Annotated in this window: 15 protein-coding genes; 6 read left to right on the top strand and 9 right to left on the bottom strand. The window is 62.6% G+C overall.

The annotated features are described in order from the left end of the window. Positions 1-156: 156 nt before the first annotated feature. Positions 157-450 carry a GIY-YIG nuclease family protein gene (locus GEV02_RS08630; protein ID WP_152837641.1) on the top strand — a complete coding sequence of 98 codons (294 nt, stop codon included), beginning with the start codon at positions 157-159 and terminating at the stop codon, positions 448-450. Positions 451-566: 116 nt separating this feature from the next. On the opposite strand, the gene GEV02_RS08625 is transcribed toward GEV02_RS08630, so the two are convergent. The 6 genes from GEV02_RS08625 to GEV02_RS08600 all read right to left on the bottom strand — a co-directional run bounded on the left by GEV02_RS08625 (position 567) and on the right by GEV02_RS08600 (position 7,180). Continuing rightward, the gene (locus GEV02_RS08625) at positions 567-1,694 is read right to left on the bottom strand and encodes an acyl-CoA dehydrogenase family protein (protein ID WP_152837640.1); all 1,128 of its coding nucleotides are present in this window, start codon (positions 1,692-1,694) and stop codon (positions 567-569) included. A 24-nt stretch (positions 1,695-1,718) separates the two neighbouring features. Then, a complete protein-coding gene (locus GEV02_RS08620) occupies positions 1,719-2,387 on the bottom strand; it encodes an SDR family oxidoreductase (RefSeq protein WP_152837639.1) in 669 nt (222 codons plus the stop codon). Positions 2,388-2,391: 4 nt separating this feature from the next. Continuing rightward, on the bottom strand, positions 2,392-3,591 hold the full coding sequence (locus GEV02_RS08615) for an acetyl-CoA C-acyltransferase (RefSeq protein WP_152837638.1): 1,200 nt from the start codon (positions 3,589-3,591) through the stop codon (positions 2,392-2,394). Beyond that, positions 3,584-5,407 (bottom strand): bifunctional isocitrate dehydrogenase kinase/phosphatase, encoded by a 1,824-nt coding sequence (gene aceK / locus GEV02_RS08610; RefSeq protein WP_152808152.1) that lies wholly within the window; start codon positions 5,405-5,407, stop codon positions 3,584-3,586. The genes GEV02_RS08615 and aceK overlap by 8 nt, the downstream gene beginning before the upstream one ends. A 111-nt stretch (positions 5,408-5,518) precedes the next feature. Further along, positions 5,519-6,703, bottom strand: coding sequence for an isovaleryl-CoA dehydrogenase (locus tag GEV02_RS08605; RefSeq protein ID WP_070358794.1), 1,185 nt, complete (start codon positions 6,701-6,703; stop codon positions 5,519-5,521). A gap of 81 nt (positions 6,704-6,784) precedes the next feature. After that, the gene (locus GEV02_RS08600; RefSeq protein ID WP_152837637.1) at positions 6,785-7,180 is read right to left on the bottom strand and encodes a MerR family transcriptional regulator; all 396 of its coding nucleotides are present in this window, start codon (positions 7,178-7,180) and stop codon (positions 6,785-6,787) included. 87 nt (positions 7,181-7,267) lie between these two features. On the opposite strand from GEV02_RS08600, the gene GEV02_RS08595 reads away from it, so the two are divergent. The 3 genes from GEV02_RS08595 to GEV02_RS32820 all read left to right on the top strand — a co-directional run bounded on the left by GEV02_RS08595 (position 7,268) and on the right by GEV02_RS32820 (position 9,377). Next, positions 7,268-8,308, top strand: coding sequence for an MBL fold metallo-hydrolase (locus tag GEV02_RS08595; RefSeq protein ID WP_152837636.1), 1,041 nt, complete (start codon positions 7,268-7,270; stop codon positions 8,306-8,308). A 243-nt stretch (positions 8,309-8,551) separates the two neighbouring features. Beyond that, a complete protein-coding gene (locus GEV02_RS08590) occupies positions 8,552-8,959 on the top strand; it encodes a hypothetical protein (protein ID WP_008443116.1) in 408 nt (135 codons plus the stop codon). Between the two features lie 247 nt (positions 8,960-9,206). Then, positions 9,207-9,377: a hypothetical protein gene (locus GEV02_RS32820; RefSeq protein ID WP_008443115.1), complete on the top strand. Its 171-nt coding sequence runs from the start codon at positions 9,207-9,209 to the stop codon at positions 9,375-9,377. A 30-nt stretch (positions 9,378-9,407) separates the two neighbouring features. Here GEV02_RS32820 and GEV02_RS08585 read toward each other — a convergent pair whose 3' ends face one another. The 3 genes from GEV02_RS08585 to GEV02_RS08575 all read right to left on the bottom strand — a co-directional run bounded on the left by GEV02_RS08585 (position 9,408) and on the right by GEV02_RS08575 (position 12,738). Then, on the bottom strand, positions 9,408-10,004 hold the full coding sequence (locus tag GEV02_RS08585) for a UbiX family flavin prenyltransferase (protein ID WP_008443114.1): 597 nt from the start codon (positions 10,002-10,004) through the stop codon (positions 9,408-9,410). Beyond that, positions 9,997-10,308: a Grx4 family monothiol glutaredoxin gene (gene grxD, locus GEV02_RS08580; RefSeq protein WP_008443113.1), complete on the bottom strand. Its 312-nt coding sequence runs from the start codon at positions 10,306-10,308 to the stop codon at positions 9,997-9,999. The genes GEV02_RS08585 and grxD overlap by 8 nt, the downstream gene beginning before the upstream one ends. An 81-nt stretch (positions 10,309-10,389) precedes the next feature. Next, positions 10,390-12,738: a Tex family protein gene (locus GEV02_RS08575; RefSeq protein ID WP_152837635.1), complete on the bottom strand. Its 2,349-nt coding sequence runs from the start codon at positions 12,736-12,738 to the stop codon at positions 10,390-10,392. Between the two features lie 216 nt (positions 12,739-12,954). On the opposite strand from GEV02_RS08575, the gene GEV02_RS08570 reads away from it, so the two are divergent. Both GEV02_RS08570 and GEV02_RS08565 read left to right on the top strand, forming a co-directional pair. Further along, positions 12,955-16,104, top strand: coding sequence for a DEAD/DEAH box helicase (locus GEV02_RS08570; protein WP_152837634.1), 3,150 nt, complete (start codon positions 12,955-12,957; stop codon positions 16,102-16,104). Next, the gene (locus GEV02_RS08565) at positions 16,105-17,238 is read left to right on the top strand and encodes a PAS domain-containing sensor histidine kinase (RefSeq protein ID WP_152837633.1); all 1,134 of its coding nucleotides are present in this window, start codon (positions 16,105-16,107) and stop codon (positions 17,236-17,238) included. Positions 17,239-17,261: the final 23 nt, after the last annotated feature.

Genomic DNA, 17,261 nt, shown 5'->3' with positions numbered 1-17,261 from the left:
GTATGGACTCCCGTTTTCGCGGGAATGACGAGTTGGCCGTGAGTCCGTCATTCCCGCGAAGGCGGGAATCCATAGAACCTGGCATCTGTGTTAGATCAGCCCAGTCTTGGCGAAAGTGAGAGACCATTTTTTCTCAATCGTCGAGTCGAGAAAATCATGGGCAAAGAAAGCTATGTCTACATCCTCGCCAGCAGCCGTTACGGCACGTTATATGTCGGCGTGACTTCAAATTTGATCCAACGTGTGTGGCAACACCGTGAAGGTCTCGCAGAAGGCTTCACCAAGGAATACGCCGTCAAACGCCTGGTCTGGTACGAACAGCACACAGAGATCCTGGCCGCGATTACACGCGAGAAGCAGATCAAAAAATGGCGCCGCGATTGGAAGATTGAATTGATACAAAAATCGAATCCATTGTGGCGCGATTTGTTCGAGGATTTCACCGGGTGAAGTAAAGACGCACTAACCCTCCGTCGTTCCCGCGCAGGCGGGAACCCATAGAACACCGCTGTAGCAGGCTCAGTATGGATTCCCGCCTACGCGGGAATGACGGAGCGAACCTTATCTTACAGCGCGCGGGCGATCAGCAGTTTCTGGATATCGCTGGTGCCTTCGTAGATCTGGCACACGCGCACGTCGCGGTAAATGCGCTCTACAGGGAAGTCGGACACGTAACCGTAACCGCCGTGCACCTGGATGGCGTCGGAGCAAACCCTCTCCGCCATCTCGGAGGCGAACAGCTTGGCCATCGCCGCTTCCTTCAAACACGGCAATCCCGCATCCTTCATCGACGCCGCATGGCGGATCAGCTGGCGCGCCGCTTCGATCTGCGTCGCCATGTCCGACAAACGGAACTGCACCGCCTGGTGTTCGAAGATCGGCTTGCCGAAGCTCTCGCGATCCCTTGCATACGCCAGCGCCGCCTCATACGCCGCGCGCGCCATGCCCACCGCCTGCGAGGCGATGCCGATGCGGCCGCCTTCCAGTCCCGACAAGGCGATCTTGTAACCCTGGCCTTCCTCGCCGATCAAATTCTCCGCCGGAATGCGGCAGTTCTCGAACAAGATTTGCGCCGTGTCCGACGAGTGCTGGCCCATCTTCTGCTCCAGCCCTGCCACGATGTAGCCCGGCGCCGAGGTCGGCACCCAGAAGGCGCTGATGCCCTTCTTGCCGGCCGCCTTGTCGGTGACGGCCATGACGATGGCCACGTCCGCATACTTGCCGCTGGTGATGAACTGCTTGACGCCGTTGATGACATACTCGTCGCCATCGCGCGTGGCGGTGGTGCGCAGGGCGGCGGCGTCGCTGCCGGTGTGCGGCTCGGTCAGGCAGAAGGCGCCCAGCATCTCGCCCTGTGCCAGCGGACGCAGCCACTGTTGTTTCTGCTTGTCGTTGGCATACATCATGGCGATGCTGCACACCGGGCAGTTGTTGACGGAAATGATGGTGGACGTGCCGCCATCACCGGCCGCGATCTCTTCCAATACCAAGGCGAGCGACACGTAATCCATGCCGGCGCCGCCCAGCGCCTCCGGCACCGCGACGCCGAACGCGCCCAGCGCGGCCAGCTCCTTCAACTCCTCTTTCGGGAAGTGATGTTCCTTGTCCCAGCGGGCCGCGTTGGGCGCCAGGCGCTCCCGCGCAAAGGTGCGCAGGGCGTCGCGTATCATTTCGTGTTCTTCGCTCAGTATCATATTGTCTCGTTTATCGTTATTGAATCACCAGCCGATGCTTGTGCCATCGTAGTCGCGATACACCGCCAGCTCGGACGCGGGTAGCGCCGCCAGCGTTGCGCGGATGCCGGCCGCGCTTTCTTCCACCGACAGATCGGCCTCGCTGCCGCCCATGTCCGTGCGTACCCAGCCCGGATGCAGGGCGACGCAGGTGGCGCCCTGCTTGCCGAAAGTCAGCGCGGTGTCGATCAGCACCGAGTTCAGCGCCGCCTTGCTGGCGCGGTACAGCGATCCGATGGGATTGCCGCGCTCGCTCAGCGAACCCATCCTCGACGACATCACCGCCAGCTTGCCGCGCACCGCGCACACCATCGGCGCGATGATGGGCAGCAGCCGCATCGCCGCCAGCACGTTGGTGTGCATCACGCTGTCAAAGTCCGATTGCAGCGGGAAGCCTTCATGGCGCGGGCCGTACACGCCGGCGTTGAGGATGGCCACGTTGAGCTCCTCGCCGTCCAGCTTCCAGCCCAGGCCGGCCACGGCTTCGACATTGGTCACGTCCAGCCCATGGGCTTCTGCGCCCATGGCGGCCAGCGTGTCCACGTCTTCCGCCTTGCGCGCGGTGGCGATCACGCGCCAGCCGTCGGCCAGGTACTGGCGCACCAGTTCCAGACCGATGCCGCGCGAGGCGCCGATGATCAGTGCCGTCGCCATCCGCTTACACCAGTTCGATGGCCATCGCGGTCGCTTCGCCGCCGCCGATGCACAGTGCCGCCACGCCCTTCTTGCCGCCGGTGCGTTTCAGCGCGCCGATCAGGGTGACGATGATGCGCGCGCCGGACGCGCCGATCGGGTGGCCCAGCGCGCAGGCGCCGCCGTGGATGTTGACCTTGTCGTGCGGGATGTCGAGGTCGCGCATGGCGGCCATCGGCACGGCGGCAAACGCTTCGTTGATCTCGAACAGGTCGACGTCCTTGCTGCCCCAGCCGATTTTCTTGTACAGCTTTTCGACCGCGCCGATCGGTGCGGTGGTGAACAGGTTAGGTTCCTGCGCGAAGGTGGCGTGGCCGTGGATCTTGGCGATGATGGTGGCGCCCAGTTTCTTGGCGGTCGATTCGCGCATCATGACCAGCGCGGCGGCGCCGTCGTTGATCGAAGACGACGAGGCGGCGGTGATGGTGCCGTCTTTCTTGAACGCTGCGCGCAGCGTCGGGATCTTTTCGACCTTGGCTTTGAGCGGGCCTTCATCCTGGTCGATGACGGTGTCGCCGGCGCGGCTGCTCACGGTGACAGGCGCGATTTCCCACTTGAAGTAGCCTTCCTTGGTGGCAACCTGCGCGCGCTTGACCGATTCGATGGCGAAGTTGTCCTGCGCTTCGCGGGTGAATTCGTACTTGGCCGAGCACTCTTCGGCGAAGGTGCCCATCGAGCGGCCTTCGCCGGTTTTCTCGTTGCGCGAGTAGGCGTCTTCCAGGCCGTCGTACATCATGTGGTCGAACAGCATGCCGTGGCCGATGCGGTAGCCGCCGCGCGCCTTCGGCACCAGGTAGGGCGCGTTGGTCATCGATTCCATGCCGCCGGCGATCACCACTTCGGCGCTGCCTGCCACCAGCTGGTCGTGCGCGAAGATCGCGGCCTGCATGGCCGAGCCGCACATCTTGGACAGCGTCACTGCGCCGGTCGAAGTCGGCAGGCCGGCTTTTAACAGAGCTTGGCGCGCAGGCGCCTGGCCCTGGCCCGCCATCAGGCAGTTGCCGAAGTAGACGTGCTCAACCAGCTTGCCATCGATGCCGGAGCGTTCGACGGCGGCCTGGATCGCAACGGCGCCCAGGTCGTGCGCGGCCTTGCTGGAAAAGTCGCCCTGGAAGGCGCCCATAGGGGTGCGGGCTGCACCGACGATTACGATAGGATCATTCATTTTCTAAGGTCTCCATAAATGGCGGCTGGATCGCCGCCGGTGGGGTGGTGTGCTGATTGCAAAAACGGATGTGCTGCGGATACGGGAACACGTCTTCCACGTAGCCGTCGAGGATGCGCTGCTTGCGCGCCTGCCACCAGGCCTGCGTCAACAGGTCGCTGTGGTGCTTCATAAAATATTTTCGGATCTTGGCGTTCCCCAGCAGGAAGCGGCCGAACTGCTCGGGGAAAACGTCGTACTTGCCGATCGGGTACCACGGCTCGGAGGCCATTTCTTCTTCTTCCGTGCGGGCTTCCGGGATCACGCGGAAATTGCAGTCGGTGATGTATTCGATTTCGTCGTAATCGTAGAACACCACGCGCTGGTGGCGCGTGACGCCGAAATTCTTGTACAGCATATCGCCGGGGAAGATGTTGGCCGCCACCAGTTCCTTGATGGCGTTACCGTACTCCAGCACGCCGTGTTCGATCTGGAGGTCGTCGTGGTCCTGGTCGGCGTTGGTCAGCCACATGTTCAGCGGCACCATGCGGCGCTCGATGTACAGGTGCTTGATGATGAGCTGGTCGCCCTCTTCTTCCAGCAGCGATGGCGCGAAGTGCTTGAGCTCGGCGATCAGCTCTTCGCTGAAGCGGTGGCGCGGGAAGGCGACGTTGGAATATTCCAGCGTGTCGGCCATGCGACCGACGCGGTCGTGGTGTTTGACCAGCAGGTATTTTTCCTTGATCAGCGCGCGCGTGGTTTCCTTGGGCGACGGGAAGAAATCCTTGATGACCTTGAACACGTACGGGAAGGACGGCAGCGCGAACACCAGCATCACCAGGCCGCGGATGCCGGGCGCGATGTCGAACAGGTCGGACGAATGCTTGAGGTGTTGCAGGTAGTCGCGGTAGAACAGCGTCTTGCCCTGTTTTTGCAGGCCGAGGATGGTGTAGATCTCGCTGCGCGGCTTGCGCGGCAGCAGCGTGCGCAGGAACTGCACGTAGGCCGACGGCACTTCCATGTCGACCAGGAAGTAGGCGCGCGTGAACGAGAACAAAATCGTGATCTGCTCGTGGTCGAACAGCACGGTGTCGAGGATCAGCTCGCCGTGTTTGTTGTGCAGGATGGGCACGACGAACGGGTATTCCTTGTTGCCGTTGATGCCCTTGCCGACGATGTAGGCGCCCTTGTTGCGGAAGAACAGGCTCGACAGCACATGGATCTGGTGGTTGGGCTCCAGCTTGATGCCGCCGAACAGCGTACGCAAGCGGCCTTCGATCTGCGCCACGTCGCGCGTCAGGTTGGCGAACTTGGTCGCCAGCTGGAAGTTGGTGATGACGCGCTTGAGCGTGTAGTGCAGGCCGTCGGTGCCGGGGTAGTAGACGCGGTAGGTCGGCGCGATTTCCTCGGTCTCGATGTACTCGGTGGACACCACCGGGCGCACGAAGATGAATTCGTTGTGGAAGTAGCTGCGGTGCAGGATGTTGCAGCAGACCGAGTTGAAGAAGGTTTCGGCCAGCTCCGGCTGCTTGTGGTCGGACAGCATGCCGATGTAGTGCAGCTTGAGTTCGCGCCACACTTCATCGGTCAGTTCGGCCGGGTCGTACTCGTCTTCCAGCGTGTGCACGCATTCCTGCACGCGCTGGTCGTAGAAGCCGATGCGCTCGCGCGCGACCCGCTGCGATTCGCTCCAGGCGCCCTGCTCGAACAGCTGCCGGGCCCGCTGGCTGGTCTGGCGGAACAAGCGGTAGTGCTTGTCGAAACCGTCGCGGATGGTGCGGGCGATGTCGAACGCAATCTGCGAGCGCAGCAGTTTGGGGAATGCAGCCTGGATCATGTCAGTTCCGTTAGTGAGCGTCGTTCCCGCGAAAGCGGGAATCCATAGAACGCCGGCTAAATCAGCTCAGCATGGGTTCCCGCTTTCGCGGGAACGACGACTAACCGGTTCTTACTTGGTTTCCGCGAACAGTTCGCGGCCGATCAGCATGCGGCGGATTTCGCTGGTGCCGGCGCCGATTTCATACAACTTGGCGTCGCGCCACAGGCGGCCGACCGGATACTCGTTGATGTAGCCGTTGCCGCCCAGCGTCTGGATCGCCTCGCCGGCCATCCAGGTCGCTTTTTCTGCGCTATACAAAATGGCTCCCGCTGCATCCTTGCGCAACTGGCGGACCGCTTCCGGGGTTTTGGCCCGGTCGCAGGCCTGACCGACGGCGTACACATATGCCTTGCACGCCATCATGGTCGAGTACATGTCCGCAATCTTACCCTGCATCAGCTGGAACTCGCCGATCGGCTGGCCGAATTGCTTGCGGTCGTGGATGTAAGGCACCACAGCGTCCATGCAAGCCTGCATGATGCCCAGCGGACCGCCGGACAGCACGGTGCGCTCGAAGTCCAGGCCGGACATCAGCACGTTGACGCCCTTGCCCAGGCCGCCCAGCACGTTCTCGGCCGGCACTTCGCAATCTTCGAACACCAGCTCGCCGGTGTGGGAGCCGCGCATGCCCAGCTTGTCGAGCTTCTGGGCCACGGAGAAGCCTTTGAAACCTTTTTCGATCAGGAAGGCGGTCATGCCTTTCGGGCCGGCTTCCAGGTCGTTCTTGGCATAGACCACCAGCACGTCGGCGTCGGGGCCGTTGGTGATCCACATCTTGGTGCCGTTCAGCACCCAGCGGTCGCCCTTGAAATCGGCGCGCAGCTTCATGCTGACCACGTCGGAACCGGCATTCGGCTCGGACATCGCCAGTGCGCCGACGTGTTCGCCGGAGATCAGTTTTGGCAGGTATTTTTGTTTTTGCTCTTCGGTGCCGTTGCGCTTGATCTGGTTGACGCACAGATTCGAGTGGGCGCCGTACGACAGGCCGACCGAGGCCGACGCGCGCGAGATTTCTTCCATCGCGACGATGTGGGCCAGATAGCCCATGTTGGCGCCGCCGTATTCTTCGCCGACGGTGATGCCGAGCACGCCCAGATCGCCCATCTTGCGCCACAGATCCATCGGGAACTGGTCGCTGCGGTCGATTTCGGCGGCGCGCGGGGCGATTTCCGCGGCGGCGAACTGTTGCACGGCTTCGCGCAGGGCGGCGATGTCTTCGCCGTGGTCAAAGGTCAGGCCTGGGAGATGGAGCATGTCGTCCTCATTCTTGTGTTTTGATTGAAGCGTCAATAATACGCGGGTGTGACGTTAACGTAAACGTAAAGTAAGCCGGAATCAGACGCCTTCGCCGATGGCCGCCAGCAGGCGCTTGCACTCGTCTTCGTGGGCGGTGATCTCGGCCAGCGACATTTCGATATCCTCGCGCTGCTGTTCCAGCGTCTCGCGGTGCTGGGCCAGCACGCCGAGGAAGCGGTTCATCTGGGCGCTGGTGTCTTTCGGCGATTCGTACATGTCGACCAGGCTCTTGATTTCCGACAGCGACAGCCCCAGGCGCTTGCCGCGCAGGGTCAGCTTGAGGCGGGTGCGGTCGCGCGGCGTGTAGACTCGGTTGCGGCCGCCCGCGCCTTCGCGGGACGGGCTCAGCAAGCCTTGGTCTTCGTAAAAGCGGATCGCGCGCGCCGTGATGTCGAATTCACGGGCCAGTTCGGTAATGGTGTAGGTGTTGGGCATCTCAGGGTGTGCGGTAAAGTCGTACAATTTCCGTTTACGTCAACGTCAATCACATTGTAGCGCGCCTGCCCATCGGAGAGAACAAATATGAACCTGCTCGAATCGCAACTGGACTACCCGCTGGGCGACACCATCCCGGCCGCCGGCGCCGTGCACGAGATCGTCCCGGGCCTGCGCTGGCTGCGCATGCCGCTGCCGTTTGCGCTGGATCATATCAACCTCTGGCTGCTGCGCGACGGCGACGGCTGGAGCGCGGTCGACTGCGGCGTGGCGGGCGACGCCACCCGCGCCGCCTGGGAAACCGTTTTCGAGAACGGCCTGGACGGCCTGCCGCTGCGGCGCGTGTTCGCCACCCATTGCCATCCCGACCACATCGGCCTGGCCGACTGGCTGTGCCGCCGCTGGGACGCGCCGCTGTGGACCACCACCGGCGAGTACGCGTTCGCGCGCATGATGTCGGCCGCCCTGCCGGGCGTGGACGGCCCGGCGGCGCTGCCGCATTTCCAGCGCCACGGCCTGCGCGATCCTGAAATGCTGGAAAAGATGGCAGGCCGGAAAAATTACTATCCGACACTGGTACCGTCGGTACCAACGGCCTACACCCGCATCCAGGATGGACAGTTGGTCGTCATTGGCGACCATCAATGGCAGGTCATCACCGGCTTCGGCCATGCTCCCGAGCATGCGTCGCTGTATTGCGCGGCGCTCAATGTGCTGATCGCCGGCGATATGGTGTTGCCGCGCATCTCCACGAATGTGTCGGTTTTCGCCGTCGAACCGGAATCCAACCCTTTGACGCTGTATCTGGATTCATTGGCCAAGTTTGTTGACTTGCCGAATGATGTATTGGTCCTGCCGTCGCACGGCAAACCATTCCGCGGACTGCACACCCGTATTGCACAATTGCAACAGCACCATGCCGAGCGGCTGGCCGAGGTGGTCGACGCCTGTGGCGACTGGCAGTCGGCGGCCGACATCGTGCCGCTGATGTTCAAACGGCCGCTGGACGCCCACCAGCTTGGCTTTGCGCTGGGCGAGGCGCTGGCCCACCTGCACAAATTGTGGCACGACGGTATCGTGCGCCGTGAAACAGGGGCCGACGGCATCATACGCTTCCGCCTCAAGTAACGCTGAAAGTCTGGCCGTAAACTAGCAGTAGTGTTATTGTAATAACTTCACTATTTCCGCTAGAAACGGCGCTCAGTCCTGGCTTCGTTTGGCGGCGGAGAACCGAATAAAGTTCGGCGCGGCTGGTAGCACGCGCTTGCACTTACAGAGGATAAAGTGTTAATTAAAAAATCCCATCACGTCACAATCAAGTCTTAAAAACAAGAGACTGACTTTCATGACGCAACGTGAAATAGTGCAATTATGAATTCTTCTAATGAACGCGAAAGCTTTAGCCAGCGCTTGCAACAGGCTCTCAAAAACGCCCACTACTCCCCCGACAGCCCGACTCGATTGGCGCGGGAATTCAATATCCGCTTCGATGGCCGTCCCATCACCGTCCACGCCGCCCGCAAGTGGCTGGTAGGCGAGGCGATTCCGACCCAGGAAAAGCTGCGCATGATCGCCCAGTGGCTGGGCGTGCCGGCAGAATGGCTGCGCTTTGGCGGCGCCGAAGCCGATGCGCCGGCCGGTGAAGGCGGCAACGGTCTGTCGCGCTTCGAGTCGGCCGACGTCAAGTTAATCGCCGATTTGCAACGCCTGGACGAACATCATCGCCAGATTGCACGGGAATTTATCCGCATGCTGGTGCGAATTAACTACCAAAAGTAGTCATTTTGCGTACTACTACGGAGTTATTTTTACCGTTTGTGGCTGAAGTTTCAGGTGTTTCCATGTGAAACTAGTTTCACGCTTCAACCAGTTTTTGTTCGGAAAGGGCGCTCCTCAGGGGGCGCCCTTTTTATTTTCACAGGCTTTACGAATTGTCATAGTTTCGACATGGATTTGAGGCACAATAGGTGGTCAGCACCGCTGATGCGCAGCATTTACTTCGGGAGTCCAGCTTTTGAGCCGTCTTATGAAAAGTAACTACAGCAACGTCGCGCAGCTAAAAGATTTGATGACCGCCCCCCCGATGACCGCCGCCCAGCACGCCGAAGTAATGCGCAAGCGCATTGCCCACCGCCGCATGGTCGAGGAAGCACGGGATTTGAAAAAGGCTAGCGGATCGCAGTTCGATAAACGCTAGGCTGAAGTAGCGGGCGCAGTACGGCTGGACTTAGTTGGATACGCTGACGGGCTTCATGCCGTTCCAGCGCGGGGCCAACGCATGCTCGATGCCGAACAAATCGATGACCCGGCCGACCGTGTGGTCGACCATCTCTGCAATGCTTTGCGGGTTGTGATAAAAGCTGGGCAGCGGCGGGAAGATGATCCCGCCCATTTCCGTCACCGCCGTCATATTGCGCAAGTGCGCCAGGTTGAACGGCGTTTCCCTCACCATCAGCACCAGCCGGCGGCGCTCCTTGAGCACCACGTCGGCCGCGCGCGCGATCAGGTTGTCCGACAGGCCGTGCGCCACGGAAGCCAGCGTCTTCATCGAGCAAGGCGCGACGATCATCCCATCCGACTGGAAAGAACCGCTGGCGATCGAAGCGCCGACGTCGCGCACCTTGTGCACCACGTGGGCCAGCGCTTCGACTTCGCGCCGCTGCAGGCCGGTTTCCTGGTGCAGCGTGAGGACCGCGGCGTCGGAGACGATCAGATGCGTCTCAACGCCTGCGGTATGTTGCAACTGTTGCAGCAGACGTACGCCATACACCGCGCCTGTGGCGCCGGTGATGGCGATAATGATCCGCTGCGGCCGATCAGGCATCCAGCAAGGCCTTCAGTTCGCCCGACTCGAACATCTCGTTCATGATGTCCGAACCGCCGATGAACTCGCCCTTGACGTAGAGCTGAGGGATGGTAGGCCAGTTCGAGTAATCCTTGATGCCCTGGCGGACTTCCGGATCTTCCAGAACGTTCACGGTTGCAATGTTCTCAACGCCGCAAGCTTTCAGGATCTGGATGGCGCGGCCGGAAAAGCCGCATTGCGGGAACTGGGCGGTGCCCTTCATGAACAGCACCACAGGGGTGTTGGTCACGGTTTCTTTGATCCAGGTTTGTACGTCGCTCATAGCTGCCTCAGTGAAAAGATGTAAATAGATGCCGTCATTTTATAAGAAAACGCCGGCACCGGTATTTTTATGGCCGTTGGATCAGCCGCGCAGCTTGGCGAACGCGGCCGCCATGCTGCCGCCGATAGGCTCGGACTTGGCGGCCTGCTTCTGATGCTGGCCCATGCTCTTGCGGTCGTTGCGGTCGCCGCGCTGCTGCGGTTGCGAGCCGGCCTGCGGCGCGCTGTCGCTCAGGCGCATGGTCAGGGCGATGCGCTTGCGCTTCTCGTCCACTTCCAGCACCTTGACCTTGACCACCTGGCCGGCCTTGACCACCGTGTGCGGATCCTTGACGAAGGTGTTCGACAGCGCCGAGATGTGCACCAGGCCGTCCTGGTGCACGCCGATGTCGACAAAGGCGCCGAAGGCCGCCACGTTGGTGACCACGCCTTCCAAAATCATGTCCGGACGCAGGTCGCGGATTTCTTCCACGCCTTCCTTGAAGGTGGCGGTGGTGAACTCGGGACGCGGATCGCGGCCCGGCTTCTCCAGCTCCTTCAGGATGTCGGTGATGGTCGGCACGCCGAATTTGTCGTCGGCGTACTTGGCCGGGTTCAGCGTCTTGATCAGCGCGGTTTCGCCGATGACGGCCTTGATGTCCTTCTTGATGTCGCCGAGGATTTTTTCCACCAGCGGATACGATTCCGGGTGCACCGCCGAGGCATCCAGCGGATTCTCGCCGCCCATCACGCGCAGGAAGCCGGCCGCCTGTTCGAAGGTCTTGTCGCCGAGGCGCGGCACGGCTTTCAGGCCAGCCCGCGAGGTGAAAGCGCCCTTCGAGTCGCGGTAGGTGACGATGGCCTGCGCCACCGTCGACGACAGCCCCGACACGCGCGCCAGCAGCGGCGCCGAGGCGGTGTTGACATCGACGCCCACCGCGTTCACGCAATCCTCGACCACCGCGTCCAGCGAGCGGGCCAGCTGGGTCTGCGACACGTCGTGCTGGTACTGGCCGACGCCGATGGATTTCGGATCGATCTTGACCAGCTCGGCCAGCGGGTCCTGCAAACGGCGGGCGATCGACACCGCGCCGCGCAGCGACACGTCCATGTCGGGCAGTTCGCGCGAGGCGAATTCCGATGCCGAGTACACCGACGCGCCCGCTTCCGAGACGACGATCTTGCTCATTTTTTGCTCAGGGAATTGCTTGATCAAATCCTGCGCCAGCTTGTCGGTTTCACGCGAGGCGGTGCCGTTGCCGATGGAAATCAACGATACATTGTGCTTGGCCGCCAGCTTGCCCAGAGTGTGCAGCGAGCCGTCCCAGTCGTTCTTCGGCTGGTGCGGGTAGATGACGGCGGTATCGACCACCTTGCCGGTGGCGTCCACCACGGCCACCTTGACGCCGGTGCGCAGGCCCGGGTCCAGGCCCATGGTGGCGCGCTGGCCGGCCGGCGCGGCCAGCAGCAGCGCCTTCAGGTTGGTGGCGAAGACGTTGATCGCGTCCAGCTCGGAACGCTCGCGCAGTGCGCCCATCAGTTCGGTTTCCAGGTGCATGAAGCTCTTCACGCGCCAGGTCCAGCGGGCGGTGTCGCCCAGCCATTTGTCGGCCGGACGGCCCTGGTTCTTGATGCCGAAACGGGCGGCGATGCGGCCTTCGCACGGGTTGTGCGGCGCGTCCCACTTCGGTTTCTCGGCTTCGGTGTCCAGCCGCAGCGTGACGTCCAGGATGCCTTCGCGGCGGCCGCGCAACAGGGCCAGCGCGCGGTGCGACGGCACGGTGCCGATGGTTTCGGAATAATCGAAGTAGTCGGCGAATTTTTCGCCTTCGTCCTGCTTGCCTTCGACGACCTTGGATTCAACAATGCCGTGATCCAGAACGTATTCGCGCAAGGATTGCAGCAAGGTTGCATCTTCGGCAAAGCGTTCCATCAGGATCTGGCGGGCGCCGTCCAGCGCCGCCTTGGTGTCGGCCACGCCCGGATTGTTGCCGTCGGCGGTGGTGAAGGCTTCGCGCAGGAACTTGTTGGCTTCCATCTCAGGAGTCAGTTCCGGATTGCCCAGCAGGCCGTCGGCCAGCGGCGCCAGGCCCGCTTCGATGGCGATTTGCGCTTTGGTGCGGCGCTTTTGCTTGTAGGGCAGGTATAAGTCTTCAAGACGGGTCTTGTCTTCTGCGTGCATGACAGCATCTAACAGTTCCGGTGTCATCTTGTTCTGCTCGGTGATCGATGCCACGATGGCGGCGCGGCGGTCTTCCAGCTCGCGCAGGTAGCGCAGTCGTTCTTCGAGCAGGCGCAGTTGAATGTCGTCCAGGCCGCCGGTGGCTTCTTTCCGGTAGCGGGCGATGAAGGGCACCGTGGCGCCTTCGTCCAGCAGGGCGATGGCGGCGGCGACCTGCACCGGTTTGGCGTTCAGTTCCAGGGCAAGACGTTGTTCGATAGAAGGCAACATGTGGGCGATTCCTAAGCAGTCAAGCCCGGAATCATACGCAATCGGCGCGAATGTGCCAGTCTTGACAGTCCAAAAGGACTGTGCGCAGCCCGGAGAACACGCTAGTAACACGTTTACATGCGGGTTTTATGAAGAATCCGCAAACACGAACGCGTGTATGGCGGATAATATCGCCTGTTGCCGTTTTTGAACCATCTTTGACCAACAATGCGACCTATGGATTTTACCCGCGACGACGCCACCGACGATGTTCCCGCCAAGCCAGCTGCTCCGGCCGCCCCAGCATCTCCCGCTCGCCCTGCGCCGCCCGCGAATCAATTGTCGTACGCCGTAGCCACCTGGCTGCAGCGTGTGGATGCGGCAGCGCATCCCAAAGCCAAACTGAACGCGCCGCCGGTCGATAGCGATCCGAAGCAACAAACCCAATACAAGCTGATCTACGTGATGGCGCCCACCAGCGGCGGCCGCCATGTGGCGCTGTGCCTGTACAAGGCCCGCCTGCGCTCGAACGGCGATGTCGCCGCGGCCAGCCCGGTCAGCGAAGTGTTTTCGCTGCTGTCGGCGCCGCCGAGCTTCCTCGCGGCCGGCGACGAGGACTTGATCCGTTTCTTCGTTGCCATGCGCAGCGGACAGAATTCCCAGACCGGTTCCGCCACCGAACCGCGCGGCAAGATCGGCGCGGCGCTGCTGAACATGCTGGCCGAACAGGATAAATTGCTCTGGGCGAATTCCTGGGCCGACGTCGGCAACGGCCTGGTCTACCCGCTCAAGGGCGGCGTGATGCGCGAAGCCAACCTGGCCTGGCGCGAAGAAGGCAAGGGCCTGCGGCTCGGCTGGCAAGTGCAGGCGCCGCCGAACGCCAAGCATGTCGGCGCCGACCAGGTCGACTACATGCTGCCGACCGATCCGCCGTGGTACATCGACAACCTGTCCTGCGGCGTACTGCAGCTGAACCAGGGCGGCGCCTCGATTCCGCTGGCCGATTTGCAGGCGCTGGTGGCGCAAGCCCCGCTGCTGACCAATAACGACAAGATGCGCGTGTCGCAACTGCTGCTGGCGCACGGCCTGCAACAGCTGATGCCGCTGCCGCAGCCGCTGCCGCAGCGCGTGCGCGACGACGTCAAGCCGCGTCCGGTGCTGACCTTGGACGCCGCCATGCTGGCCGACGGTTCGCTGCAACGCTGGCACGATTTCGCCGTGCTGTCCTTCGACTACGACGGCGAGCGCGTGTCCTTCGATCCGTCGCAGCGCGTGGTGCGCCAGAAGGGCGAAGTCACCGAGATCATCCAGCGCGACGCCGCCGCCGAAGAGCTGGCACTGGCGCTGCTGACCGAACGCCACTTCGTGCCGCCGGCCACGCTGCCGCTGAGCAGCGTCAAGGGGGGCTTGCTGCTGCCCTCCCAGGCCGAATGGCTGCGCTTTGCCCGCGACGGCGTCGCCGCGCTGAAGGACGCCGGCTGGAAAGTCGAAAAAACCGTCAAGTACCGCTACGACGTCACCGATGTCGGCGACTGGTATGCCGACGTGACGGAAGATCCGGCCGACGGCGGCCGCGCCTGGTTCGAGCTGGAGCTGGGCATCATGGTCGACCAGGACCGCGTGCCGCTGCTGCCGGTGCTGGTGCAGATGATCCGCAGCGCGCCCAACGATTTCAATCCCAAGATCATCGCCCAGCACGGCGACGAAGACCAGATGCTGGCCACGCTGCCGGACGGCAGCCGGGTCGCGCTGCCTTGGGGCCGCGTCAAACCGATCCTGACCACGCTGGGCGAGTTGTATTTCAGCGACAAGATCAAGACTTCGCTGCGCATGGCCACGCTGGACGCCGCGCGTCTGGACGAGCTGGCCCGCAACGTCGAGCTGAACTGGCACGGCGGCGAGGAATTGCGCGAAATGGGCGCGCGCCTGAACCAGTTCGGCGCCGTCAAACGCGTCGCCACGCCGGCCGGCCTGCAGGCCACGCTGCGCGACTACCAGACCGACGGCCTGTCGTGGATGCAGTTCCTGCGTGAATACAACTTCGCCGGCATCCTGGCCGATGATATGGGCCTGGGCAAGACCGTGCAGACCTTGGCTCACATTCTGGTCGAGAAGGAAGCCGGCCGCCTGACCGCGCCGGCGCTGGTGATCGCGCCGACCAGCCTGATGGGCAACTGGCAGGAAGAGGCGGCGCGTTTCGCGCCCGGCCTGCGCGTGCTGCTGCTGCAAGGCAAAGACCGCATGGGCCAGTTCGACCAGATCGACGAAGCCGACCTGGTGCTGACCACCTATGCGCTGCTGCCGCGCGACGAGGAAAAACTGCGCGAGCACGATTTCCACCTGGTCATCCTGGACGAGTCGCACTACATCAAGAACACCCGCAGCAAGGCCGCGCAAAGCGCCGGCCTGCTGCGCGCGCGCCATCGGCTGTGCCTGTCCGGCACGCCGCTGGAAAACCACCTGGGCGAGCTGTGGTCGCAATTCCACTTCCTGCTGCCGGGCCTGCTCGGCGACGAGAAGGGTTTCAACACCGTGTTCCGCCATCCGATCGAGCGCCAGGACGACCCGCTGCGGCGCGCGCTGCTGAACCGCCGCATCAAGCCTTTCCTGCTGCGCCGGACCAAGGACAATGTGGCCAAGGAATTGCCGCCCAAGACCGAGATGGTGCGCAAGGTCGAACTGACCGGCGCCCAGCGCGACCTGTACGAAACCGTGCGCCTGGCCATGGACCAGAAGGTGCGCGAGGAAATCGACCGCAAGGGCGTGGCGCGCAGCCAGATCGTCATCCTGGAGGCGCTGCTGAAGCTGCGCCAGGTGTGCTGCGATCCGCGCCTGGTCAAGTCGCTGCCGTCGAAGAAGCAGACGGCCGGCTCGGCCAAGCTGGTCGATCTGATGCAGATGGTCGAGGATTTGCTGGAAGAGAATCGCAAGATCCTGGTGTTCTCGCAGTTCACCAGCATGCTGGAACTGATCGAGGAGGAACTGGAAGCGCGCGATATCCCGTATGCGCTGCTGACCGGCGAGACCAAGGACCGCAGCGCGCAAGTGGCGGCCTTCCAGCAGGGCGCGGTGCCGATCTTCCTGATCAGCCTGAAAGCCGGCGGCGTCGGCCTGAACCTGACGGCGGCCGACACCGTGATCCACTACGATCCGTGGTGGAACCCGGCGGCGGAAAACCAGGCCACCGACCGCGCCTGGCGCATCGGCCAGGACAAGCCGGTGTTCGTCTACAAGCTGATCGCCAAGGGCACGCTGGAGGAAAAAATCCAGGTGCTGCAACAGAAAAAATCCGATCTGGCGCAATCCATCCTGGCCGAAGGCGAGTCGCAGAAAATGGCGCTCACCCAGGAAGATTTGCAGCAGATCTTCGCGCCGCTGGTGGAATAGATGGCCACCGTCGACGAACTGCAAGCGGCATTGCGCCAGTCGCAGGCGGAGGCGGAACGTTATCGCCTGCTGCTCCAGCACAGCGGCGAGGTCAGCTGGATGGCCGATTGCGCCAGCCTCAAGCTTTCCTGGCTCAGTCCGGCCGCTGAACGCCAGTTCGGCTACACGCTGGACTCCGCGCAGGCGCTGGCCGACGGCTTGCTGCAGCACTTGCCGACGCGGCTGCAGCGCCACGCAGGCGGCGACCTGAGCCGCCGTCGCCTGCTGCGCGAAACCGAGTTGCCGCATGCCGACGGCCGCATGGTGCCGGTGGAAATCGAATCCACGCTGATCGTCGACGAGCAGGGCGCGGCGGTGTCCGTGGTCGGCGTGGTGCGCGACCTGAGCGCGCGGCGCGAACTGGCCGCGCAACAGAAAAAATTCGCCTCCATGCTGTCGCACGAATTCCGCACGCCGCTGTCGACCATCGACGGCGCCGTGCAGCGCCTGGAAATGACGGGCGCCCATCACGACGAAGGCACCCGCAAGCGCTATCGCAAGATTCAGACCGCAGTCGACCGCATGCTGGCGATGCTGGACGAATACCTGTCGCCCGAGCGCATGGCCAGCATCGGCCGCGAGCGCCAGCCCAATGAAATCTCCCCCGCCGCGCTGCTGGAAGCCGTGGTCGAGCAGGCGCGCAGCCGCCGCGGCGGCATCACGCTGCGGCTGGAAACGCTGCCACAGTGGATGCGCTGCGACCCCGCCGGTGTGCGCTTATGCTTAGAAATTTTGCTGGACAATGCAATTAAGTACACAGACGCTAATACTCCGATAGAATTGATAGGCAAAATGGCAAGCGAGGGCGGCATCGAATTTCTGGTGCGCGATCGCGGCGCCGGTTTGCCGGCGGCGGAATGGGCGCAGGTGTTCGACAAATCCTTCCGTGGCAGTAACGCTGCCGGCATCGCCGGATCGGGCCTGGGTTTGTATATGGCGCGCGCGGTGGTGGACGTACACGGAGGTACGCTGACGGCAACAAATGTTTCTGAAAGCGGCACGGAATTTCGGATTTGGCTGCCCGTGGCGGCCAGTGCCGGGAAAAGCCTTGCGCGGGCGGATGGCAGCAGTGATAATTCCTTGGACGCAAGCTGAAGCGGCTAGGCAGGACTGAGCAC

Origin of the sequence: Rugamonas aquatica (assembly GCF_009380215.1) — a bacterium.
In the GTDB taxonomy this organism is placed as follows: Bacteria; Pseudomonadota; Gammaproteobacteria; order Burkholderiales; family Burkholderiaceae_D; genus Rugamonas; species Rugamonas aquatica_B.
Note: the sequence above shows the minus strand (reverse complement) of the source record. Positions and strands in the feature narration are given on the sequence as shown.

What these genes read in the sequence shown, in the direction of transcription:
- GEV02_RS08630 (WP_152837641.1), top strand. Translation starts at nt 157, where the DNA reads ATGGGCAAAGAAAGCTATGTCTACATCCTCGCCAGCAGCCGTTACGGC.
- GEV02_RS08625 (WP_152837640.1), bottom strand. Translation starts at nt 1,694, where the DNA reads ATGATACTGAGCGAAGAACACGAAATGATACGCGACGCCCTGCGCACC.
- GEV02_RS08620 (WP_152837639.1), bottom strand. Translation starts at nt 2,387, where the DNA reads ATGGCGACGGCACTGATCATCGGCGCCTCGCGCGGCATCGGTCTGGAA.
- GEV02_RS08615 (WP_152837638.1), bottom strand. Translation starts at nt 3,591, where the DNA reads ATGAATGATCCTATCGTAATCGTCGGTGCAGCCCGCACCCCTATGGGC.
- aceK (WP_152808152.1), bottom strand. Translation starts at nt 5,407, where the DNA reads ATGATCCAGGCTGCATTCCCCAAACTGCTGCGCTCGCAGATTGCGTTC.
- GEV02_RS08605 (WP_070358794.1), bottom strand. Translation starts at nt 6,703, where the DNA reads ATGCTCCATCTCCCAGGCCTGACCTTTGACCACGGCGAAGACATCGCC.
- GEV02_RS08600 (WP_152837637.1), bottom strand. Translation starts at nt 7,180, where the DNA reads ATGCCCAACACCTACACCATTACCGAACTGGCCCGTGAATTCGACATC.
- GEV02_RS08595 (WP_152837636.1), top strand. Translation starts at nt 7,268, where the DNA reads ATGAACCTGCTCGAATCGCAACTGGACTACCCGCTGGGCGACACCATC.
- GEV02_RS08590 (WP_008443116.1), top strand. Translation starts at nt 8,552, where the DNA reads ATGAATTCTTCTAATGAACGCGAAAGCTTTAGCCAGCGCTTGCAACAG.
- GEV02_RS32820 (WP_008443115.1), top strand. Translation starts at nt 9,207, where the DNA reads ATGAAAAGTAACTACAGCAACGTCGCGCAGCTAAAAGATTTGATGACC.
- GEV02_RS08585 (WP_008443114.1), bottom strand. Translation starts at nt 10,004, where the DNA reads ATGCCTGATCGGCCGCAGCGGATCATTATCGCCATCACCGGCGCCACA.
- grxD (WP_008443113.1), bottom strand. Translation starts at nt 10,308, where the DNA reads ATGAGCGACGTACAAACCTGGATCAAAGAAACCGTGACCAACACCCCT.
- GEV02_RS08575 (WP_152837635.1), bottom strand. Translation starts at nt 12,738, where the DNA reads ATGTTGCCTTCTATCGAACAACGTCTTGCCCTGGAACTGAACGCCAAA.
- GEV02_RS08570 (WP_152837634.1), top strand. Translation starts at nt 12,955, where the DNA reads ATGGATTTTACCCGCGACGACGCCACCGACGATGTTCCCGCCAAGCCA.
- GEV02_RS08565 (WP_152837633.1), top strand. Translation starts at nt 16,105, where the DNA reads ATGGCCACCGTCGACGAACTGCAAGCGGCATTGCGCCAGTCGCAGGCG.